This is a genomic window from Pinirhizobacter sp. (assembly GCF_036499745.1).
Taxonomy (GTDB): Bacteria; Pseudomonadota; Gammaproteobacteria; order Xanthomonadales; family Rhodanobacteraceae; genus Pinirhizobacter.
On sequence record NZ_DASYDG010000017.1, the window covers coordinates 26,673 to 49,682 of the forward strand.

The 23,010-nt window shown below is 63.5% G+C and carries 18 protein-coding genes; 8 read left to right on the plus strand and 10 right to left on the minus strand.

Features of this window, described 5'->3' with window-relative positions:
- The first annotated feature begins 98 nt into the window (after positions 1-98).
- Both VGM61_RS06075 and VGM61_RS06080 read left to right on the plus strand, forming a co-directional pair.
- On the plus strand, positions 99-1,286 hold the full coding sequence (locus VGM61_RS06075; RefSeq protein ID WP_331521846.1) for an ATP-binding protein: 1,188 nt from the start codon (positions 99-101) through the stop codon (positions 1,284-1,286).
- Positions 1,287-1,337: 51 nt separating this feature from the next.
- Positions 1,338-2,114 (plus strand): helix-turn-helix transcriptional regulator, encoded by a 777-nt coding sequence (locus tag VGM61_RS06080; protein WP_331521847.1) that lies wholly within the window; start codon positions 1,338-1,340, stop codon positions 2,112-2,114.
- 472 nt (positions 2,115-2,586) lie between these two features.
- Here VGM61_RS06080 and VGM61_RS06085 read toward each other — a convergent pair whose 3' ends face one another.
- Complete coding sequence (locus tag VGM61_RS06085) at positions 2,587-3,186, minus strand: LysE/ArgO family amino acid transporter (RefSeq protein ID WP_331521848.1); 600 nt, start codon at positions 3,184-3,186, stop codon at positions 2,587-2,589.
- 1 nt (position 3,187) lies between these two features.
- On the minus strand, positions 3,188-5,575 hold the full coding sequence (locus VGM61_RS06090; RefSeq protein ID WP_331521849.1) for a S9 family peptidase: 2,388 nt from the start codon (positions 5,573-5,575) through the stop codon (positions 3,188-3,190).
- A 133-nt stretch (positions 5,576-5,708) separates the two neighbouring features.
- Between VGM61_RS06090 and VGM61_RS06095 the strand changes: the two genes are divergently transcribed.
- From VGM61_RS06095 to VGM61_RS06115, 5 genes are all read left to right on the plus strand, one after another.
- Entirely contained in the window at positions 5,709-7,838 is a 2,130-nt protein-coding gene (locus tag VGM61_RS06095; RefSeq protein ID WP_331521850.1) for a prolyl oligopeptidase family serine peptidase, read from the plus strand.
- A 69-nt stretch (positions 7,839-7,907) separates the two neighbouring features.
- Positions 7,908-10,121: a S9 family peptidase gene (locus VGM61_RS06100; protein ID WP_331521851.1), complete on the plus strand. Its 2,214-nt coding sequence runs from the start codon at positions 7,908-7,910 to the stop codon at positions 10,119-10,121.
- 73 nt (positions 10,122-10,194) lie between these two features.
- Positions 10,195-11,394 carry an O-antigen ligase family protein gene (locus VGM61_RS06105; RefSeq protein ID WP_331521852.1) on the plus strand — a complete coding sequence of 400 codons (1,200 nt, stop codon included), beginning with the start codon at positions 10,195-10,197 and terminating at the stop codon, positions 11,392-11,394.
- 121 nt (positions 11,395-11,515) lie between these two features.
- Positions 11,516-12,592: a glycosyl transferase family 1 gene (locus VGM61_RS06110; protein ID WP_331521853.1), complete on the plus strand. Its 1,077-nt coding sequence runs from the start codon at positions 11,516-11,518 to the stop codon at positions 12,590-12,592.
- A gap of 350 nt (positions 12,593-12,942) precedes the next feature.
- A complete protein-coding gene (locus tag VGM61_RS06115; RefSeq protein WP_331521854.1) occupies positions 12,943-15,969 on the plus strand; it encodes a TonB-dependent receptor in 3,027 nt (1,008 codons plus the stop codon).
- Between the two features lie 155 nt (positions 15,970-16,124).
- Here VGM61_RS06115 and VGM61_RS06120 read toward each other — a convergent pair whose 3' ends face one another.
- The 7 genes from VGM61_RS06120 to lptM all read right to left on the minus strand — a co-directional run bounded on the left by VGM61_RS06120 (position 16,125) and on the right by lptM (position 21,609).
- The gene (locus VGM61_RS06120) at positions 16,125-16,742 is read right to left on the minus strand and encodes a hypothetical protein (protein ID WP_331521855.1); all 618 of its coding nucleotides are present in this window, start codon (positions 16,740-16,742) and stop codon (positions 16,125-16,127) included.
- 38 nt (positions 16,743-16,780) lie between these two features.
- Positions 16,781-18,115, minus strand: a complete 1,335-nt coding sequence (gene hslU, locus VGM61_RS06125) for an ATP-dependent protease ATPase subunit HslU (RefSeq protein WP_331521856.1) — start codon at positions 18,113-18,115, stop codon at positions 16,781-16,783.
- Positions 18,115-18,651, minus strand: coding sequence for an ATP-dependent protease subunit HslV (gene hslV, locus VGM61_RS06130; protein WP_331521857.1), 537 nt, complete (start codon positions 18,649-18,651; stop codon positions 18,115-18,117). Before hslV ends, hslU begins: the two co-directional genes overlap by 1 nt.
- A 246-nt stretch (positions 18,652-18,897) precedes the next feature.
- Entirely contained in the window at positions 18,898-19,788 is an 891-nt protein-coding gene (locus VGM61_RS06135) for a tyrosine recombinase XerC (protein WP_331521858.1), read from the minus strand.
- A gap of 8 nt (positions 19,789-19,796) precedes the next feature.
- Complete coding sequence (locus VGM61_RS06140; protein WP_331521859.1) at positions 19,797-20,483, minus strand: DUF484 family protein; 687 nt, start codon at positions 20,481-20,483, stop codon at positions 19,797-19,799.
- A gap of 44 nt (positions 20,484-20,527) precedes the next feature.
- Entirely contained in the window at positions 20,528-21,358 is an 831-nt protein-coding gene (dapF, locus tag VGM61_RS06145) for a diaminopimelate epimerase (RefSeq protein ID WP_331521860.1), read from the minus strand.
- The gene (gene lptM / locus VGM61_RS06150) at positions 21,358-21,609 is read right to left on the minus strand and encodes an LPS translocon maturation chaperone LptM (RefSeq protein WP_331521861.1); all 252 of its coding nucleotides are present in this window, start codon (positions 21,607-21,609) and stop codon (positions 21,358-21,360) included. The genes dapF and lptM overlap by 1 nt, the downstream gene beginning before the upstream one ends.
- Positions 21,610-21,666: 57 nt before the next feature.
- On the opposite strand from lptM, the gene VGM61_RS06155 reads away from it, so the two are divergent.
- The gene (locus tag VGM61_RS06155; protein WP_331521862.1) at positions 21,667-22,353 is read left to right on the plus strand and encodes a hypothetical protein; all 687 of its coding nucleotides are present in this window, start codon (positions 21,667-21,669) and stop codon (positions 22,351-22,353) included.
- Between the two features lie 7 nt (positions 22,354-22,360).
- Here the strand turns inward: VGM61_RS06155 and VGM61_RS06160 are convergent, their stop codons facing one another.
- Positions 22,361-22,852, minus strand: coding sequence for a GNAT family N-acetyltransferase (locus tag VGM61_RS06160; protein WP_331521931.1), 492 nt, complete (start codon positions 22,850-22,852; stop codon positions 22,361-22,363).
- Between the last annotated feature and the right edge of the window lie 158 nt (positions 22,853-23,010).

Here is a 23,010-nt window from a genome sequence, read left to right on the forward strand (position 1 = left end):
GAACGGGGTTTGGCTCGGTTACGGGCAAATGGTGGGAGTTTATCAATGTATATGAAGATTCCTATATACTTTGATAAACCTTACTAAACTTCTTATCTATGGACCCCATCCGAAACCCCTTTTCACCCGGGGCCGGCGCGCCGCCGCCGGAACTCGCCGGCCGTGAGGCCCTGCTGGCAAGGGCGGCGGTAACCCTTGGCAGGATCAAGGCCGGTAGACCAGAGAAAAGCTTTCTGTTGGTAGGCCTCCGCGGCGTGGGCAAGACGGTGCTACTTAACCGCATCGCCCAGATCGCCGAGGACGATGGTTTCCGTGTGGTATTCGTCGAGGCCCATGAGGGCAAATCGTTGCCCGCCCTGCTGGTGCCCGAGCTTCGGCGGCTGGTCTACAAGCTCGATGCCATGGCCGGCCTTAGCCAGAAGGTCAAGCGCAGCCTCCGCGTCCTGCGCAGCTTCGTCGGCAGCGTGAAGGTGAAGATCAGCGATATCGAGCTAGGGATCGATGTCGACCCCGAGGCGGGCACCGCTGACAGCGGTGACATCGAGTCTGATCTTTCCGATCTCTTTCTGGCCATTGGCGAGGCGGCCAGGGAAAGGAACACGGCCGTGGCCCTGGTGCTGGACGAACTTCAGTACCTGAAGGAAGTCGAGTTGAGCGCCTTGATCATGGCCATGCATCGCATCGCGCAAAAACAACTTCCTCTCGTACTGATCGGTGCGGGACTTCCGCAGCTCGTTGGCCACGCAGGCAAATCCAAATCGTACGCCGAGCGGTTATTCGACTTTCCGGAGCTCGGTCCATTGGACGATGCGCAGCTGGCCGACGCGCTGCAGGCGCCGGCGAGACAGGAGAACGTCGCCTTTACCGATGAGGCGATCGGCGAAATCGCGCGTGTGACCAAAGGCTATCCATACTTCCTGCAGGAATGGGCATACCAGACGTGGAATCTCGCGACGGAATCGCCGATCGGGGTTGATGTGGTCAAGGTTGCCACGCAACAATCGCTTGCGCGGCTGGATGCCAGCTTCTTCCGTGTCCGACTGGACCGAACGACCCCGCGCGAGAAGGAATATATGATTGCACTTGCCCGGCTTGGGCCCGGCAGGCAACGCTCCGGGGAAGTCGCTGACCTCATGGGTGCGGATGTCCAGACAGTGGCGCCCTTGAGGAATGGACTGATCAAGAAAGGAATGATCTTCAGTCCGGCCCACGGCGACACCGAGTTTACCGTGCCGCTGTTTGATGAATTCATGATGCGAACCGTCAACCGTTCAGCCCATTCTTAGCTGCACAATGCCGCCGCGTTACCCTCACGCGACCGCCGGAAATGCCACGACATGCTCCACCACGACCTCATGGATGCACTCGAACGCGCCGACGGGCCACCTCTGATTGCCTACCAGGCTGAAGGCGATCTTCCACGGGTGGAGAAGGGCTGGCATAGCCACGTACGTGGACAGTTGTTCTACGTCGAGCGCGGGTTGTTTGTATCTGAGACACGGCAAGGATCCTGGATGCTTCCGCCCGGTCGCGCCGGCTGGTTGCCTCCCGGTGCCGAGCACACGATCCGGATCACCGGCCCCAGCCGTGGGTGGGGGCTGTTCGTCGCGCCTCACATGGCGCATTGCCTGCCCATCCATGCCTGCGTCGTGGGCGTCAACGACCTGCTTCGTTCACTGGTGCTTCGCGCCAGCACCTGGACCGACCAGGCAGAGCTCAACGACGAGCAGCAACGCGTGATGGCCGTGCTGGTGGACGAAATCCGCCGCGCGCCGGTGGAACCGATGCACCTGCCCATGCCGACCGACCGCCGGCTTCAGAAGATGGTCACCACCATCATTGAACATCCCGACGACGCGCGCGGTGTCGACGAATGGGCGCAGGCCAGCGGCGTGTCCACGCGCACGCTCACCCGCCTGTTTCGCGACGAAACCGGCTGCAGCTTCGCGCAATGGCGTCAACAGGCGAAGCTATCGCGCGCACTGGAGCACCTTGCCCGCGGCATGCGCGTAAGCGACGTCGCCGACGCACTTGGCTACGCCACTGTCAGTGCGTTCGTGGCGATGTTTCGCAAGGCCTACGGCACGCCGCCAGGACGCTACTTCGCGGCTTGAAGGTTGTGCTGTCAGGTACGTTTTCGTACAATTGGCATCAATCATAGACCCCACGCCTCGGACGGGATTCATCCCGTACTGCGCACCAGGGGTCTTATTTTGTCTAGGGATGGACAATCATTAAACACATTACGAAACATTTGCGCGCATCACGCCAGACTTTGGAACAGCAACCTCGCCGTGAATGCACCAATGAAAGCAAGGCAGTTGGAACACGCGTGGCCAACCATTCCAAATGCTCAGCGGACATTTGCGGCGCGAGCCGTTGTCATCGTTGCGTTACTCGCGCGCATAGAACTCACTACCGATTGGCACGTTCGGCTTCGCGCCCTGATCACTGCCCATCCGAACATCGATCCAGCAACAATGGGATTTTCACCGGACTGGGATTCACAACCTCACTGGAACTAGGCAGAGCAAAGCAACAGTCTCAGCATTAGAAGCCGAGCGGACAGCATCACTGACTGTGCTGTCACCCCAGCAACAGCTTCGCTGCGATCACCCACATCACCACGCCGATGATCACTTCCAGCACCTGCCAGGCGCGGGGTTTGGCGAACACCGGGCGCAGCAGGCCCGAGCCGTAGCCGAGGGCGAAGAAGAACACTAGCGACGCCAGCATGGCGCCCAGGGCGAACTGAAGATGCCGCCCCGGGAACTGCGTGGAGATTGAGCCGATCAGGAACAGCGTATCCAGGTATACGTGTGGGTTCAGCCATGTCAGCGCCAGGCAGACGGCCAGGGTGGCGCCCAGTTTGCGCGGCGGCGCATCGGCGGGCGAAAGCGCGCCGTGCGCGTGCCAGGCGGTGAAGAAACTGCGCGCGCCGTAGATGAAAAGGAACGCCGCGCCCACCCAGCGCATCGCCTGCACGATCCACGGCACGCGATCGATCACGCTGGAGAAGCCAAGTACGCCGGCACCGATCAACGCCGCATCGGACAACGCACACACCAGGCATACCCAGAACACGTGCTCGCGGCGCAGGCCCTGGCGCAAGACGAATGCATTCTGTGCGCCAATGGCCAGGATCAGCGAGAAACTGAGCGCGAACCCGGCGATGGCTGCATCCATGCTACTGACCTAGTTTGTCGTGGAACAACTCATCGATGCGGCGGTACTCATCGTGCCAGGAGTCGGCATGCACGAACCCATGGCGCTCCATAGGATATAGCGAGATCCAGAAATCCTTCTTATGCAATTCGATCAACCGCTGGTACAGGCGGATGGAATCGCTGGCCATGACGTTGTCGTCGATCAGGCCATGCATGATCAACAGCGGATCGCGCTGCTGGTCGGCATAGTAGATGGGCGAACTGGTGGTGTACGCCTCGGGATCGATCTGCGGATCGTTGAGGATGTTGGAGGTGTATTCCTGGTTGTAGCTCGACCAGTCCGACACCGGGCGCAGCGCAGCGCCCGCGGCAAATTCACCCGGGGCACGGAACAGCGCCATCAGGGTCATGAAGCCGCCGTAGCTGCCGCCATAAATGCCCACACGACGCGCATCGACATGTTGTTCCTTGACCAGCCATGCCTTGCCGTCGAGCAGGTCTTCCAGTTCCGGATGGCCCATGTTGCGGTAGATCGCCGTGCGCCAGTCGCGGCCGTAGCCTTCCGACGCGCGGTAGTCCATGTCCAGCACCACGTAGCCGCGCTGCACCAGCAGGTTGTGGAACATCTGTTCACGGAAATACACCGGATACGACTGATGCACGTTTTGCAGGTAACCGGCACCGTGCACGAAGATCACGGCAGGCCGCGAGGCGGCATCCTTACCAGGCGCCGCGTAGTACTTCGCGTAGATCGTGCCCGCGCCATGGCTTGAGGGCACCTGCACGATCTGAGGCTCGATCCACTGCATCGCCTTGTAGCCGGGCTTGCGCGTGTCGGTGAGTTCCCGCGGCGTGCCACCGCTGGCGTCCACCACGGCCAGCTGGCTGGGAACATAGGCCGATGAATGCAGCACGGCCAGGCGCTTGCCATCGCCGGACAGCACGAAGTCATCCATGCCCTTGAAGTGGGTCACCTGTTCCATCGAACCACCGCCGGATGGCACGCGGTAGATGTCGTAGCTCACGGGTGCCTCGCGGTTGGCGCGCACGAAGAAGCTGCGACCATCCGGGCTCAAGGCGGGATGGCTGACCTCGAACTTGCCGGTGGTCAGCGCCGTGGCCTTGCCACCCACGGGCTTCGTGTACAGCTGGGAATAACCGGTTTCCTCGCTCAGGTACCACAACGTGCGGCCATCCTTCAGCCAGCCGAAGTCGTTGAAGTTCCAGTTCACCCAGGCCTTGTCGGTGAGGCGATGCTGGCTGACCAGAGCGTGCGAGGAAAAATCAACGCTCGCGATCCAGCGGTCCTTGTTGTCGTAGGCGCGCAGCTGGATGCCGACATTCTGGCCGTCGTCGCTCCACACCACCCCGGGGCCGAATTCGCTGTTCACATAGACCGGACGCACCGCCGGTGCCTTCAGCGCATCGGCTTCATCGTCCTTGCCGGCTTTGCGCAGTCGCGCGATGGCCTTGGCGCGAAGTTCCGCCAGCGGATCGTCCTTGATGCCGGGCAGGGCGTCGGTCTTGAGATTGAAGCTGGCATGGTGGGTCAGGTCCAGCAACACCAGGGACTGCGGCGCGCCGTCGTTGCGGCCGACATAGGTACGCGCGTCCTCCGGCTCCGGGTAACCGGATTCGGTCACGTAATGGGTGATCTTCGGCGCCGTGCCGTCGTCGTGGCCCTTGGGCTTAGTTACCACCAGCATCCAGCGGCCATCGGGCGACAAGGTGGTATCGACGATGGCGACCGACTTGCCCAGGTAGAACGGCCGGCCGGCGCGCGTGGGATCGGCAGCGTCCAGGGCGCGGTCCTGTGCGTGCTGCGCATCCTTGTCGGCGCGGATGCCGCGCAGGGTGGAGAACAGCTTCAGCTGATCGTCGGTGAGGCTGCCGTCCTTGCGCTGGTCAGGATCATCACCGGGTTTAAGGGTGGCCGCTTTTGCCGTAACACCCGTGCGCGGATCGTAGATGTACCAATCATCGCCGCCGCGGTACTGCAGCCGACCATCAACCATGAAGCGGGGTGAAATCTCGCCTTCATCACTGCGCGTGACCTGCACCGTGCGCCCGGCGCCCAAATCGCGCCAGAAGATGTCGCCATGGCGCACGAAAGCCGCATGCGCGTGCGTTTTGTCAAACACCGGATCGCCATCGGCCTGGGCCTGGCCGGCGGGGTCGAGCATGGCCGGCGTACCGCCCTGCACGGGCACGCGCCAGAGGTCGCGTATCTTGTTGCCGTCGTGCTTGAGCAGGTAGTAGATGCTGTTGCCATCCACCGAGAAGTAAGGCTTCTCCACCGGCGGCCCGATCCAGTCCGGATCGGCCATGATCGTTTCCATGTCCAGCGGCGCGGCATAGGCGCGGCCCACGGCGAAGGCGGCGAGGAGGGCGATGAGCATCGGACGCATGGCGTTAAGAACCTTCGGGCCAAACCCTGAAGCATAGCCAAGCGCCCGGGCACCGCAAGCGCCGGTGGTCAGGGTGCCCGGGCACGTGCCTGCGGCGTAGTCTTCGTGCCTCCTTCCGACCACGAATTCCGCCATGCGCCCAGCCGTCCTTGCCTGCGCCCTCGCTTTCGCCCTCACCGGCCATGCCCTCGCCGCCGAACACCGTGCTGCCAACGCGCCGCCACCGACGGTGCGGCACCCGGTGCACGAAACCCTGGCCGGGCAATCGGTGGACGATCCCTGGCGCTGGCTGGAAGACGGCAGCAGCCAGCAAGTGAAATCCTGGATCGAGGCGCAGAACGCCTATACCGAAAAGACCATTGCCGCGATCCCGGCCGGCAAGGCGCTGACCGAGCGGGTCAGGCAACTGTCGATCACCTCGACCACGCGCTCAGGTCCCATGCTTGCCGGCGGTACCTTGTTCTTCATGCAGCACACGCCGCCGCAATCCCAGCCGGTGCTGATGGCGCAGGCATGGCCGAAGGGCGAGCCGCGGGTGCTGGTGGATCTCAATGCCAACGGCGGCGGCACCGCCATGACCGGTTACTGGCCCTCGCCCAGCGGTCGCTACCTTGCTTACGGCACAGCCGAAGGTGGCAGCGAACTCACCACCTTGCACGTGCTCGATACCACCAACGGCAAGACCCTGCCCGACAGCCTGCCCTGGGCCGGCGGCGGCACCACGCCGCAGGGCGTGGTCTGGGACAAGGACGAGAAGGGCCTGACCTACGTGCGCTTCGCGCCGCCGCCGCCCGGCCAGCAGGTGCGCCAGTTCGACGCCGTGCTGTCGCATCACGCCATGGGCAGTGATCCGGCCAGGGATCCCGTCGTGTTCGGCCAGGGTTATTCCAAGGTGGCCGAATACATCCTGATGCAGTCGCCGGAAGGCAAGGTGGCCGTGCTCGCCAACGAGGGCGACGGCGGCGCCGCCGAGGTGTTCCTTAAACAGGGCGATGCCTTCAACCGCGTGCTGGGCCACCAGGCCAACGTGCGCGGTGCGCATTGGGTGGGCGAGAAGCTGTACGTGGAAAGCTTCGAGGGCGCGCCGCGCGGCAAGTTGCTGGCGATCGACGGCGAGGGCGCGGTGCAACCAGTACTGGCTCAGGGTAAGGGTGCGCTGCAGCACGTATCGCCGTTCGCCGATGGCTTCATCGTGACCCGCAGCTGGGGCCCGGACTGGTGGGCCGAGCAATACGATGCGCAGGCGAAACTGGTGCGACGCCTGCCCTTGCCCGAAACCGGCATCACCGTGGGCGGCGTGGCGGCCGAGGCCGGCCAGGCCCGGGCGCTCATCAGCTATGGCGGCTGGACGACACCGCAGCGCTGGGTGGAGTACGACGGTGAGGCAGGCACCGTGGCCAATGTCTTCGAGGTCAAACCCGCTGCCGACTACAGCAACGTCCAGGTACAGCGGGTGCAGGGCCTTTCGAAGGACGGCACGGCGATCCCGGTGACAGTGATCTCGATGAAGGGCATCGATGCCAACGGCAGGCGTCCGACCATCCTGTATAGCTATGGCGGCTTTGATATTCCCATCACCCCGGGTTTCATCGGTTCGAACCTGGCCTGGCTCGAGCGCGGCGGTGTACTGGCCTACGCCAACATCCGCGGTGGCAACGAGTTCGGCCAGGACTGGCACGCCGAGGGGCAGAAGCTCAAGAAGCAGAATGTCTTCGACGACTTCCATGCCGCGGCGCAGGCACTGGTGAGTACCGGCTGGACCGATGCCGCTCACCTGGGCATCCGCGGTGGCAGCAATGGCGGCCTGTTGATGGGCGCGGCGCTCACCCAGCACCCGGAGGACTACCGCGCGGTGGTGGCCCAGGTGGGCATCTATGACGTGCCCCGCCACGAGACCGCCTTCGCCAACGGCCCCTACAACATCAGCGAGTACGGCACGGTGGCCGATCCGGCCCAGGCGAAGGCCACGCTGGCCTATTCCCCCCTGCAGCAGGTGAAGAAGGGCACGAAATACCCGGCGGTGCTGATGACCACCGGTGCCAACGACCCCCGCGTGGCGCCGTGGCAGTCGCGCAAGTTCACCGCGGCCCTTCAGAACGCCACGACGTCCGGGCAGCCGATCCTGCTGCTGACCCGGATGAATGCCGGCCATGGCATCGGGGCCCCCTTCAGCCAGCGGGTGGGCGATGCCGCGCTGGCACTCACCTTCTTCGCCGGGGAATTGGGCCTGCCCGAGCCCGCTCCGGCGCCCCCAAAGCCATGACTGTTGGCGGTTGGCGTCCGGGGCCCTGACGGGCTCTAATGGAGGCTTGCCTCACCTTCCGGAGTACCCATGCGTGCCCTCGTCCTTGCTGCCCTGATGGTGGTTGCCCTGCCCGTGTCCGCTGAAAAGCTCACCATCGAACGCATCTTCGATGGCGGCAGCCTGAGTGGCCCCACGCCGCGTGGCCTGAAGATCTCCCCGGATGGCACGCGGGTGACTTTCCTGCGCGCCAAGGCGGATGACCAGTTCCAGCTCGACCTGTGGGAATACAACCTCAAGGATCACTCCACGCGGCTGCTGGTGGATTCGAAGAAGATCGAGCCGCAGGCCAAGGAGCTCTCCGATGAAGAGAAAGCCCGCCGCGAGCGTTCCCGCACCGCGGGCCTGAAGGGCATCATCAGCTACCAGTGGTCGCCGGACGGCAAGGCCCTGCTGTTTCCCATCGGCGGCAAGCTGTACCTGTACGACCTGGCATCGGCCAAGCCCCATGAACTGACGACCGGCGGCGACCCGATCGATCCGAAGATTTCCCCGAAGGGAAAATTCGTATCGTATGTGCGCGACCAGAACCTCTTCGTTATCGATATCGCCACCGGCAAGGCCACCCAGCTTACCCACGACGGCAAGGGCACCGTGCACAACGCCGAGGCCGAATTCGTCGCCCAGGAAGAAATGCACCGCTCCACCGGCTACTGGTGGGCGCCGGACGATTCGGCCATCGCTTTCGAGCGTTTCGACGAGAAGAACGTACCGATCACCAAGCGCACCGAGCTCTACGCCGACCGCACCGAGGTGATCGAGCAGCGCTATCCCGCCGCGGGCGATCCCAACGTGGAAGTACAGCTGGGCCTGGTCTCGCCCACCGGCGGCGACGCCCGCTGGATTGACCTGGGCAAGGACAAGGACATTTACCTCGTCCGCGTCGAATGGGTACCCGACAGCGCACACGTGACCTACCAGGTGATGCCGCGCAGCCAGCACCAGCTGGACCTGAAGATCGTCGATGCGAAGTCGCTGGCCCAGCGCACGCTGGTCACCGAGCACAGCAACACGTGGGTCAACGTGCTGGACGACCTGAAATTCATCGACGGCAACCGGTCGTTCGTGTGGGGATCCGAGCGCAGCGGTTACCACCATCTGTATCTCTACGGCATCGATGGCACGCTCAAGCATGCCATCAGCAAGGGCAACTGGAACATCGACGACCTCCTTGCCGTGGATGAAAAAGCCGGCCTGGCCTATGTCAGCTCGAACTTCGACTACGTGCCCGACCGCCAGGTGTATTCGCTCAAGCTCGACGGCAGCACCGCGGAAAAACCCACGCGCGTCAGCCAGGGCGACGGTTCGCACATGGCGGAGTTCTCCAAGGACGCCAGCTTCTACATCGATAACTTCTCCAATCCCTCCACGCCGCCGCAGGTATCCATCCGCAAGAACGACGGCAGCTTCGTTACCTGGATCGAAGAGAACAAGGTCGACGAGCACCACCCGCTGTTCAAGTACAAGGACTCCCTGGTGCAGCCGGAGTTCGGCACCATCAAGGCCAGCGACGGCCAGGACCTTTGGTACAAGGTGTACAAGCCGAAGGACTTCGACCCGACCAAGAAGTACCCGGTGTTCGACACCTACTATGGCGGCCCGACGGCGCAGATGGTCGCGCGCGGCTGGGGTGACTACTTCGCGCAATACATGGCCCAGCAGGGCTTCGTGGTGTTCACCCTGGATAACCGCGGCATGGAACGGCGCGGCCGGAAATTCTCCGACGTGATCTACCGCACCCTGGGCGTGGCCGAGGTCGAGGACCAGCTCGCCGGCGTAAAGTGGCTGAAGTCCCAGTCGTGGGTGGATGGCAAGCGCATCGGCGTGTTCGGCTGGAGTTATGGCGGCTACATGACCACCATGATGCTGGCGAAGGGTTCGAAGGAACTGGCCGGCGGCGTGGCCGTGGCACCGGTGACCGACTGGAAGCTGTACGACACGTTCTACACCGAGCGCTACCTCGATCGTCCCCAGGACAATGCCGCCGGTTACAAGAAGAGCGCACCGTTCGACTGGCTCGATGGCCTCACCGCGCCCCTGTACCTGGTGCACGGCATGGCTGACGACAACGTGCTGTTTCTCAATTCCACCGAGCTCATGGCTGCGCTGCAGAAACGCGGTACGCAGTTCCAGCTGATGACCTATCCCGGCGGCAAGCATGGCCTGGCCCTGCCCGGCCAGAAGGTGCACGTGTACCACCTGATCGCGAATTTCTTCGAGACCACGGTAAAGAACGCCCACTAAACGCCCAAACCCTCCGCGCATGGATGACGGGCTATAGTGCCCGTCCGTTTCCTTCACATGCGCGGGGCTTGGGATGTCGGTACCTGCTTACCCGGCCTCGCGGCACGGTTGGCCCACGGCCGTGATCGGCCTGGGCCTTTTCTGGCTGATGGTCGGCGTGGCGCTGACACCCAGCCCGACCAATGCCAGCTCCTGGTACCACAATGTAGTCACCGTGCTGTTGTTCCTGCCGGCCCTCTGGCTGGCCGCGCGTCGGTGGGCGTGGGTGGCTGGTCGCGTTCGCGACACCCCTGAGTTAATCCTGGTGATGGCGTTGCTGGCCTGGTCGTGCCTGTCGTTGACCTGGGCCGGCGGCAATCACATAGCCGAACGGGTAAAGATCCCGCTGCAGGTTGCCGGCTTCCTGCTGGGCTGGTTGTTCTGGGTAGCCGCCCGGGGCGGGGAGGGCGCTCGCAATCTGTTACGTCTGGCCGGTTATGCCATGGCGGCCGGCGCCCTGGCGGCGATACTGGCTTTTCCCTATCGCCATACTGATTTCCCCGACCGGATCACCGGTTTTGCCATGCTCGATGGCCCCAATCTGTCCGGATACGTGATGGGAGCGGTGGCCGTGTGGCTATTCCAGCTTCCTCCGGCGCGCCGTTGGGAGCAGATCCTGTGGGTGGTAAGCCTGGGCTGCCTGGTCGTGTTTGCCGGGCTTACCTTAAGCCGGGGTACATGGCTTGCCATCTTCGTGGTGATGCTGGTGATGCCGCTGTTCGATCGCAGCCGGAAAGGGCTGGCCAGCAGCGCGCTGGCGGTGGCCGGTGGCGCGGCAGCGCTGATACTGGGTCGCAAAATCCTCGAAGCCCGCGGCGTGTCGTATCGGCCGCAGATCCTGGAACAGGCCCAGGCGATGATTCATGAACGGCCATTCAGGGGTTTGGGTCTGGATACGCCGTACACGATAACCATCGGCACGCAATCGTGGACTCACAGTCACAACCTATTCACCAACCTCGCCATAGAACTAGGGGTGCCCGCACTGCTGTGCTGGCTCGGCGCCTGGTTGCTCTTGTTGCGTCGAGGCTGGACCTACAGGCACGACCCGCTGGGACGCATCGTGCTGGGGCTATGGGTGTTTTCCACCGTGGCCCTGCAACTGGATGGACCCGCCCTGTTGATGAGTCCCCGGCCGGAATGGCTACTCACCTGGTTGCCGCTTGCCATCGGCGCGGCGCTCGCATTGCCATCCCCGACGGAACCGCAGGAACCTGCAAGTGCTTCAAGTTAAAACACTTCGAAGGCGAAAGTGAAAATTAATTTAATGACACGGAGTTGAAATTTCGTCATCATGCCGACAGGGCATGCTGACAACACGCATGGATGCGAGAACAGGACCTCAGGACCTTTCAATGTCGGCAGTCGCACCCATCGGCCAATCCAGCGCTCGCGCCATCGATCTCGACAGGATCCCGGCGCCCTTGTTCGGTGCCCATGTGAACCTCCTGGGCTGGGACAATGGCGTGGGCCTGAGCCGCGATCTGCGGCTATTGAACGAAGTGCTTTCCCAGGCCGGCTGCCGGGTCACCATGACGCTCTTCAAGCGCAGCCGCGCACGCCCGTTTGGGCGATCGCACGTGATGCGCGTGCGCCGGGTGTTGCACTGGATGCAGAACAAGGTGCCGTCGCCACAGTTCGACCTCAACATCATGGTCGAGCACCTGCGGCCAGACTACATGGGCCTGGCACGGCGCAATGTGTTCATCCCCAATCCCGAATGGTTCCCCCGCCGCCGCCTGCCCCAGTTGCAGGGAGTGGACACCGTGCTGTGCAAGACACAGCACGCGCAGTCGATCTTCAATGACCTGGGTTGTGACACGGCGCTGATCGGTTTCACCAACGCCGAACGCCTGCGCCGCCATATCACCCGCCAGCGTGCGTTTTTCCACCTTGGCGGCCGCAGCCGGATGAAAGGCACCGAGCGCTTGCTTGCGCTGTGGGAGCGCCACCCGGAATGGCCGCGGCTTACCGTGGTACAGCATCCGGACATCGCCGCCCGCGTGAGCACGGCCACCAATATCAACCACGTTGTTGACTACGTCGACGAAGAAGACCTCGTCCAGATGCAGAACGAGCACATCTTCCACCTGTGCCCGTCGGAAACCGAAGGCTTCGGCCATTACCTGTGCGAGGCGCTTTGCGTGGGCGCCGTCACCATGACGCTCAATGCCGCGCCGATGAACGAGTTCGTCAATGACGAACGCGGCATCCTGATCGACCACGATGGTACCGGCCGCCAGGGCCTTGCCACCACGTACTACTTTGACGAAGCAGCCATGGAACGCGCCGTGGAGCGTGCCATCGCCATGAGCGATGCCGAGGTGCAGGCGATCGGCAGCAATGCCCGGGCCTGGTACCGCGCCAACGACCACCGTTTCCGTGTGACCTTGCCTGCGATCATCGGCGACGCCTGCAACCTGCGGGCCTGAAGGGCTTACACCCGGGACCACCCCCTTTGTTCTTCCTTAGGCCTGGCGCATTAACTTGCGCTTTTGGGGGTGATATTTCCCTTTCTGCGCAATAACTTGCGATAAGGTCATGACTAGGAAACATTCCTAGCCGGAAAGTTACGATTTCGTTGGAAGTCGTATGTAAATTCGGCTATATCTCTCCATACGGCGAGAGTCGGCCTGAGGGGATGCAGGCCAGCCACGCAGTCGCGCCGTTCAAGGGAGCTTCAATACGTAGTTTACCGAAACCGGGCCTTTGGCCTGGGCAGGAAACTGTTGCCAAAACAAATGGTTATACGCCTCGAAAGAGGCCATAGGGGAGCCGCTCCATGCATTCGAATACCACACGGCGCAGCCAGCAGTTGCGTCGCACCGCTCTTGTTGCTGCCTTGGCCATGAGCCTGGGTGGCGTCGTCCATGCACAGTCCACCACCGGCACGATTTTCGGCCAGGCGCCCGCCGCCGCCAATGAAACCGTGACTGTTTCCGGCAGCACCGGCGTTACCCGCCAGGTGCAGGTCGACGCTTCGGGGCGCTACCGTGTCGCCAACCTGCCGCTGGGCGCCTATAACGTGTCGCTGGAAAAAGACGGCGCAGTGGTAGACACGCGCAAGAACGTCAATATCGTTGTCGGCCAGGGTACCGAGGTCTCCTTCAACGGCCCCAGCGCCGAGAGCGCCACGGCACTTGGCAGCGTGACTGTCACGGCCGCATCGGTGCCCGCCATCGACGTCACCTCGGTGGACTCGCGTACGGTGATCACCTCCCAACAGCTGGCCAAGCTGCCGCTGGTGCGCAGCGCCGAGGCCATCGCCTTGCTGGCACCGGGTGCGGTCGAGGGCAGCGGTCAATTCGGTAACGGCAACACCGTGTCGTTCGGTGGCTCAGGTGTCACCGAGAACGCGTACTACCTCAATGGCTACAACAGCTCCGACCCTCTGAAGAACCTCGGCGGCATCGGCCTGCCCTACGGCGCGATCGACCAGCAGGAAACCTACACGGGCGGCTACAGCGCCAAGTACGGCCGTTCCGACGGCGGCGTGATCAGCCAGGTGGGCAAGCGCGGCACGAACGAATGGCACTTCGGCGGCCAGGTGAACTGGGAACCGAAGTTCCTGGCCTCGGACCCGAAGAACGTCCGTTACCCCAGCCTGGGCCTGCCCGATGGCTATGGCTATTCCACACCCGAGCTTGCCGGCACGGCGTACCGTGACCGCAAGAACAACAAGAGCTGGACCACCACTTACGATGCTTACGTCGGCGGCCCGCTGATCAAGGACAAGCTCTTCATCTTCGTCGCCGCGGAAGCTGAGAAGGAGCAGGGACTGTCTACCCAGGCCAGCGACCAGGCGATCGTGGCCAACAACCACACCCAGGAAACGACACCCAAGTGGTATGGCAAGCTGGACTGGAACATCAACGACAGCAACATCCTGGAACTGACCGCGGTGGGCAACCGCGACAGCAAGGAGGGTTCGTACTACGACTACAACTACGACACGAAGAAGGAAGGCGCCTTCGTTGCCTATCCTGATTCCACCAAGCTGTCGTCGACGTTCTATATCGGCAAATTCACCAGCTACATCACCGACGACCTCACGCTGACAGCCACCGTCGGCAAGAGCAAAGTTGACGACTACCTGCACAATCCTGCCGCCAGCCCGCTGCCGTATATCAGCGGCTCGACCACGCAGGACCCGCTGATCACCGGCGGCGATCCGATCACCAACAACCAGGCCAGCACAACCGGCATGGCGCCTGATGCGGGAAGCCGCACCCACGGCACGCGCATCGACCTGGAATACCAGCTCGGCAACCATCACCTGGCGGTGGGCATGGACAACATGTCCTACCACGCGCACAACGAAGGGCAGGTCACCAGCGGTCCGGACTACCTGTGGATCTACGGCCACGCGGCCGACCCCACCGCGCCGCTCAATACCGGTCTGGGCGTGCCGGCTGCCGGCGGTCGCGGCTACTACGTGCAGCGTTACATCTTCGAAGATGCCACCAGCATGTCGGTGGACCAGAAGGCCGAATACATCGAGGACACCTGGCAGACCACCGATACGGTGATGATCAAGGTCGGCCTGCGCAACGACAAGTTCAACAACTACAACAACACCGGCGAAGCGTACGTCAAAAGCGGCAACCAGTACGCGCCGCGCCTGGGCTTCACATGGGACGTTTTTGGCGATTCCACCATGAAGGTTTACGGCAACCTCGGCCGTTACTACCTGGCGCTGCCTAACAGCGTAGCCATCCGCGGCGCTTCGTCGTCAACCTATACCCGCGAGTATTTTACCTACACGGGCATCGACGCCACCGGTGCGCCGACCGGTCTCACACCGCTCACCGATGGCCCGGTATCGGCCGACAACGAGTTCGGTCAGCCGACGCACGCCAGGGCCGTCGCCGCCAGCAACCTGAAGTCGCAGTACCAGGACGAAGCGATCCTCGGTATCGACAAGGCATGGGGCCCTGAATGGGTGACGGGCGCCAAGGTGACGGTGCGCAAGCTGCAGGCGGCGATCGATGACGTTTGCGATACCGGCAAGCTGCAGGACAAGTACGCCGCCGACGGTGGCGATCCTGATTCCCTGCTGCCACCGGGCTGCATCATCTTCAATCCCGGCAAAACCAATACCTTCGACGTTCCGAACGTGGATGGCGGCTACACCCGCGTGAAGATGTCGAGCGCCGACTGGGGCTTCACCGAAGGCGCCAAGCGCAAATACGCCGCGCTCGATCTCTACGCCGAGCACCCGTACGACGGGACCTGGTGGGCCCGCCTTGATTACACCTTCGCTCGCAGCTACGGCAACACCGAAGGCCAGGTGAAGTCGGACATCGGCCAGACCGATGTGTCCAAGACGCAGGACTGGGATGCCGCCACGCTGATGGAATATAGCTCGGGCCTGCTGGCGAACAATCGCCGCCACCAGATCAAGTTCAACGGCGCCTATTCCTTCAACACCGAATGGACCGTGGGCGCGACGGTGCAGATCCTTTCAGGTACGCCCAAGAGCTGCCTGGGTTACTACTACAACGGCGACGATCCGATCGGCTATGGCTCGTCGTACCACATCTGCAACTCCACACCGTCGCCCCCGGGCGCCGCCGGCAACGAGCCGTGGACCAAGCGTCTAGACGTGGCCCTGTCCTGGCGCCCTGCATTCGCCGACCACAAGGTGAACTTCTCGGTGAACGTGTTCAACGTGTTCAACGAGCGCAAGGAACGCCAATCGGACTACACCTACGAAACCGACCCGTACTCGGTGTCCAACACCTACGGCATGGGCAATTACTTCGAAACACCGCGATTCGTCCGCCTGTCGGCTTCGTACGACTTCTGACGAGGGGTTGCGGCAGCAAAAAGGCGCGGCGGATTCTTTCCGCCGCGCCCACTTCGATCCCGCTACGCGATACAACAAAAGATCGACGGACGTCGACGAAATGCATCTCCCAGACATCGCCACCGGCTTTCCCTCCGGTGGCTTTTTTTGTGCGTCTAGTGAGCGCGGCCGACGCCGCCGGAGTCACCCTGTTCCAGCGGCGGTGGATCGCCCGCCACCGCAAGCAGCGAGACGGCATAGGCGTCTTCGATGCTGATGGTGGAGATCTCATCCCAGGCGAAGAACGACGCTTCGCCGAGCCATTCGGCGTCGGGGGTGATCTCCTGCATGTTGAAGCCGTCTTCCTCGTAACTCACCACCCGGCCGATGTAGCAAACCTCGGTGTCTTCCTCGCTGTCCACGTGCACGCCGATCACCTTGGCGTTGGCACTGGCCGCACGGACCACCTGGCCGATGTCGTCGAGCGGGAAAACCGCCGGCGGCGTGGGGCTGATGCCCTTGAGCGCCAGGGCTTTCTCGAGGAAGGAGTGGTGCTTGTCGGGGACTTCCAGTTCGGTAACATCCCTATGGCGCATGACGTACATGCCGTCATAGCTGATGCCGTCGCCGACGACCCACAGCAGGAAGAATTCGCGGCCGACACCGCCCACATAGCCGCAGAAGCTGCCGTGTTCGAGTTCGCCGCGCCACAACCGAACGAGTTGGCGGTTGTCCTGCGCCTCGCGCAGGCCGGCCCGCTGACCGTTGGTCTTTAACTGAATGATCTTTCCCATACGCCTATATTTTAACCCACTGAAGCCTTCACGATTGTTTACAGGATGTAACGGCTCAAATCCTCGTCTTTCACGAGACTTGAGAGCGTGTTATCGACATATTCGGCGTCGATCGCATACTTTTCGCCGCTTTTGTCCGCTGCCTCGAACGAGATGCGTTCCAGCAGGCGCTCCATCACCGTATGCAGGCGGCGGGCGCCGATGTTCTCGGTGCGCTCATTCACCTGGAAAGCCACCTCGGCCAGCCTGTCGATACCCGATTCGGCGAATTCCAGGGTTACGCCCTCCGTACCGAGAAGCGCAACATATTGTTTTGTAAGAGCATTGTGCGGCTCACGGAGGATCCGCTTGAAGTCGTCGACGCTCAGCGCCGACAGTTCCACGCGGATCGGCAGGCGGCCCTGTAGTTCGGGGATCAGGTCGGACGGCTTGGCCAGCGAGAACGCGCCGGAGGCGATGAACAGCACATGGTCGGTCTTGATGGTGCCGAACTTGGTGGAGACGGTGGATCCTTCCACCAGCGGCAGCAGGTCGCGCTGGACGCCTTCGCGGCTCACTCCTGCGCCACCCCATTCGGAGCGCTGGGCGACCTTGTCGATCTCGTCGATGAAGACGATGCCGTTCTGTTCGGCCAGGTCCACGGCATGGGCGCGCAATTCCTCGTCGTTGACCAGCTTGCCCGCCTCTTCTTCCACCAATAGCGGGCGGGCGGCACGGATGGCGAGCTTGCGTGTCTGCGAGCGCGCACCGCCAAGGTTCTGGAACATCTTGCCCAGCTGCTGGCTCATTTCCTCCATGCCGGGCGGGGTGACGATCTCCACGCCTACGTTGGTGGTGAAGTCCAGTTCGATCTCGCGATCGTCGAGCGTGCCTTCGCGCAGCTGCTTGCGCAGCTTCTGGCGGGTGTCGTTGTCCACGGCCGGTGCGGCCGGGGTATTCCAGTCACTGGGCGCCTGACGGCGCGGCAGCAGTGCATCCAGGATGCGATCCTCGGCAGCGTCCTCAGCCTTGCTGCGCACACGACCCTTGGCCTGGTCGCGTACCAGCTTGTAGGACACATCCACAAGATCGCGGATGATTGATTCGACATCCTTGCCGACATAACCGACCTCGGTGAACTTGGTCGCTTCCACCTTCACGAAAGGGGCATTGGCAAGCGTCGCCAGGCGCCGTGCGATTTCCGTCTTGCCCACACCGGTGGGGCCGATCATCAGGATGTTCTTCGGCGTCACTTCATCGCGCAGCGAGGGATCAAGCTGCATGCGGCGCCAGCGGTTGCGCAAGGCGATGGCCACGGCGCGCTTGGCGTCGTGCTGGCCGATGATGTAACGGTCCAGCTCGTTGACGATTTCGCGGGGAGTGAGTTCAGACATCAGAGTTCTTCGATCGTCGTGTTGTGGTTGGTATAAATGCAGATATCGCCGGCGATCTTCAACGCATGTTCGACGATCGTGCGTGCATCCAGTTCGGTATGCGCCAGCAGCGCCAAAGCCGCGGATTGGGCGTACGGGCCACCCGAACCGATCGCGATCAGGCCGCTTTCAGGCTCCAGTACATCGCCGTTGCCCGAGATCAGCAGGGACGCTTCCTTGTCGGCCACGGCCAGCATGGCCTCCAGGCGCCCCAGGCGGCGGTCGGTGCGCCATTCCTTGGCCATTTCAACTGCCGCGCGGGTGAGGTTGCCGCCGTGCTTGGACAGCTTTTCCTCGAACAGCTCGAACAGCGTGAAGGCGTCGGCCGTGGCTCCGGCGAAGCCGGCAATGACATCGCCCTTGCTGCCCAGACGGCGGATCTTGCGGGCGTTGGCCTTCATCACCGTGTTGCCGAGGGTGACCTGGCCATCACCGCCGATCACGACCTGGCCGTTACGGCGCACCGAAACGATGGTGGTGGCGTGGAAGGATTCCATGCGGGAAGTCTCCTTGGGGTGTGAAGGCATGACTGCCCGATGTGGGGAGGATCGACGCCCAGCGCAAGGGATCGCCTGGCTCTTGACAAGCCCGGCGGGTTGGAATCTACTCGGGTTATGGGTGTTTAGATCGATCCAAACCGAATAACACGCTGCACCGGCAAACCCCCAATGTGGTACTCCCCTGTAACCGCCGTGCCTCTCCGGGCCGGCGGTATTTTTTTTGGGGTTAGCCGCGCGGGCTGGCTAGGGCGAGCGCTTCTTAGCGCGCGGGTGGGCGCTGTCATACACCTTGGACAAATACTGGTAGTCCAGATGCGTATAGATCTGCGTAGTGGCGATGTCGGCGTGGCCGAGCAACTCCTGCACCGCACGCAGATCGCCCGATGATTCGAGCATGTGACTGGCAAATGTATGCCGCAGCAGGTGGGGATGGATGCGCTTCATCGTTCCCTGGCGCAGCGCGATCTGCTTGAAGCGCAGCTGCACCGCGCGCGAGCTGATCGGCGCGCCGCCACGGCCGGGGAAAACCGGCTGCTCAGGTCCAGCGTTGCCACCGCTGGCCAGTGCCTGCAACGCCTGGACGGCAAAACGCCCGACCGGCACGATGCGCAGCTTCCGGCCCTTGCCGAGCACGCGCACTTCGCCACCGGCAAGGTCCAAGTCGCCCCAGCGAAGTCCGGTGAGTTCGGATAACCGCAAGCCACTGGAATAGAAGAGCTCCAGCATGGCGCGGTCACGCACGCTCAGTGCATCGTCGCCTTCCACGGTAACCAGGCCCGCGGCTTCGTCGGTGTCGAGTACCTGGGGAAGCTTGCGGCGCAGTTTCGGGCCGCGCACGCCGGCCACGGGATCGTGGGCCAGCTGGCCCTCGGCCGCGAGGTAACGGAACAGGCCGCGCCATGAAGAGAGCAATCGTTGAAGGCTCGATGGCGCCAGCCCCTGGCGATGGGAGGTAGCCACCATGCCGCGGACTCGATCGGGCGAGAGTGCATCGAACGTGTCCACACCATGCGCCTGCATCATCGCCAGCAACTTGCCCAGGTCACGCCGGTAAGCCTCCAGCGTGTGCGGCGAGGGTGCCCGTTCGGCAGCCAGGTGTCGCAGGTAGGCTTCGACCTGGGCGCTGGGCGCCATGGGGCGGGTCAGGCGGCCTCGCGTGCCCGGAACAGGCCCGCGCTGGCGGTAGCGGCGATCATCTTCAGGAACAAGGTGCCCATGCCCGGGGCGAAACGATCAGGGTCCGTGCTGCCGATGGCGAGGATCGCCTCGTCGCCCAGTTTCATCATCGCGGCGGAGCGGACGTCTTCAGCATCGGCGCCGAACAGGCGGCGCAAGCGGTTCGGTGCCAGGCGGCCGGCGACCGGCTGTTGCTGGCCGAGGAAGTCACCGAACTCGGGCAGGCCGGCGGCGCCGCGCGGCTCGCGAACCAGCCAGGGTTCATCCGGCAGGTGCTGCTGGCCACCGTAGACCAGTACGCGCACGCGTTCGCTGCGGAAATCTTCCTGCAGGCGGGAAACGATGCCGCGCAGGGTGCTTTCCACCGTGGTCGAACGCAACACCGCCAGGGTAAGCGCATGCACGCGCTGCATCAGGGTTTCGTTTTCACCTGCGATACCGATGAGTTCGGCCAGGCGCACCTCGAGCTCGCGGTTCTTCTCGCGGAGGTTTTGCAGCTGGTACACCGAGAGCGACGCCGCGGCGCCCTGCTCGCGGGGAATTTCCAGTGACGTGGCGAGGTCGGGGTAGTCGGCCAGGAAACCCGGATGCGCACGCAGGTACCCGGCGACGTCGTCGGCATTGATTCCAAGGTCGGGCGACGGCTTGCTCATGTTCTTTGGCTCCACGCGTAGCTTGCAGGGGGAGTGTACCGGCATCAGGACGCGAACTCGCCCTCGAAGACGAAAGCCGCCGGACCCGTCATCCACAAGTGGTGGCCGGGACCCGGCCAATCCACCTGCAAGCGCCCGCCGGGAAGGTCGACCGACACCGTTTCATCCAGGCGTCCGGCGCGCATCAGCACCGCGGCGGCCGCGCACGCACCGGTGCCGCAGGCAAGCGTCCATCCACTGCCTCGCTCGTGCACCCGCAACTGCACGTGCCCGGCGTCGACGCGGCGCACGAAGCCGATATTGCAGCCCTCGGGAAAAGCCGCGTGGGTGCTCAGCAGCGGACCCACGGCGTTCCAGCGCGGATCGAGCAGGTCGTCCACCTCGACCACCGCGTGCGGGTTGCCCATCGACACCACGCGCAGCACCACTGATTCGTGACCCGCGGTGAGGTCGTAACTTTCGGCAGTCTGCGCCGCGAACGGCAGGCTGGCCGGGGAGAACTGCGGCTCGCCCACGTCCACCGCCACCCGGCCATCGGCCAGCATGCGCACGGTGACCGGGCCGGAAGGGCTGAGCAACCGGGTGTCGCGATCGAGGGGGAAGGCGCCCGCGCGATGCAGCCACGCCGCCACGCAGCGCACACCGTTGCCGCACTGGCCTGCAGGGCTGCCATCGGCATTCCATATGCCGTAATAAAACGCGCACGATGGATCGGGCGAGGTTTCGATGCTCAGCAACTGGTCGAAACCCACGCCGGTATGGCGGTCGGCGATCGCTGCCATCTGTGCGGGCTTGAGATCGAATCCACCGTGCCTGGCATCGACCACGACGAAGTCGTTGCCGATACCGTGCATCTTGGTAAAGCGCAGGGGCATCAGCCGTTGCCGATACCGAGGCCCGCCGGATTGTGATCCAGCCCCGCCGTGGATGGCGGGGCAGGAACATCTTTGGCCGGGGCGGGCGTTGCGTTGCCGGGCGCCACGGGTTTGGGGGGCGGCAGCACGAGGTCGGTTTTGTTGCCGCACGCGGAGAGCAGCGATGCCACCATGAAGGTGGCCAGGGCGAGATAGGCGCGCATGTCGTCGGCGATCCGCAGGATGTCGGGGATGGCCAGTATAACGTTCACGGTGCGCCCCCATCGATCCTGCGTAGATTGGCCCTTGCACGACGACGGAGAGAACCGATGAGCCTGGCCACCCTGTTGAAGCTGCCCGCCTTCGTGATGCTGGCCATGGCGGCGGTCTGCCTGGTGCTGGCCATCGCCATCGCCGCCGGCGGCCGGCGTTATCGCGGCATCGATGGCAGGCGCTACCGCGGGCGTGTATCGACCGCGCTGCGCGGCCTGGTGGCCTTGTTGCTGCTGGCCCTGGCGCTGGTAGCGGCGGCCGGTGGCTGGATGCTCCGCGGCTACCGGATGCTGGACAACGACATCACGGTGCTGGGCCTGGTGGCCCACGCCCAGGGCCCACAGCATTGGTCGGTCGATCTTTCATTTCCCGACGGCAAGAGCCGTACGGTGGAATTGAACGGCGACGCCTTCCGGGTGGAAGCGGTGGTGGTGAAGTGGAAGACCCCGGCCATGCTTGCCGGTGCGCCGCCTTTGTTCCGGCTCGATCGCCTGAGCGGCCGCTACGACCAGGCCAGCCAGGAGGCCTCGACCACGCCGACGGTGGTGCCCCTGGTGGAACGCGACGGCTGGGATTTCCTGGATCTGTCCCATCGCTATCCGCAATGGCTTCCGGAAGTGGACACCACGTTCGGCAGCGGTGCCTACCTGCCACTGGCCGATGGCGGACACTACACGGTAAGCCTGATGCGCACGGGCGCCCTGGTGGCGCGAACCGACGATATGTCGCCGCCGGTGAAATAGTCGCTCTTCAGTCGAAGGATTTCTCGTAACGATAGCCGTCCGCGCCGTCCGCGTAGTACGACGGCAACTGGGCAATACGCCGGTAGCCCAGCCGCTCATAAAGGCCGATCGCCACCGCGTTGTCGGTGCGAACCTCCAGGCGCAACGATTTGCACTGCCGCACGCGGGCCGCGCGCTCGGCGGCTTCAATCAGCGCCGAGCCCACGCCCTTGCCCTGGCTCTCAGGCTTGGTCGCGATCGAATACAGCCGGGCGATACGGCTTTGCTTACGGAAGAACACCACGGCCGTTCCAAGGAAGCGCCGATGGTTGGCGCTGGCGACCAGCACCTGGGCGGTTTCCGAATCCAGGTGGCGTCGGTATTGAGCGCGGCTCAGGCGGTCATGCGCGAAGCTTGAATCCTCCAGCGCGACCAGGTCATCCAGATCGGAAATTTCTGCGCGCCTGACACGTACCGCGGCCGTGACCGGGGGTGGCCGCGAGGGGCGGGCCGGTTCCATGGCACGCAGGATGGCAGGGCGGGTGGGGGGCACGGGCGTGTCGTTGGAGGCCGGGCAGGACGTAATGAGCGCGCACTGTAGTGAAGCGACCCTCCAGCAGCAATGAAAATTTCGCCGAAAGGTTTATGCGGGCTTCAGTCCCTCGCTTGTGGCCGCGC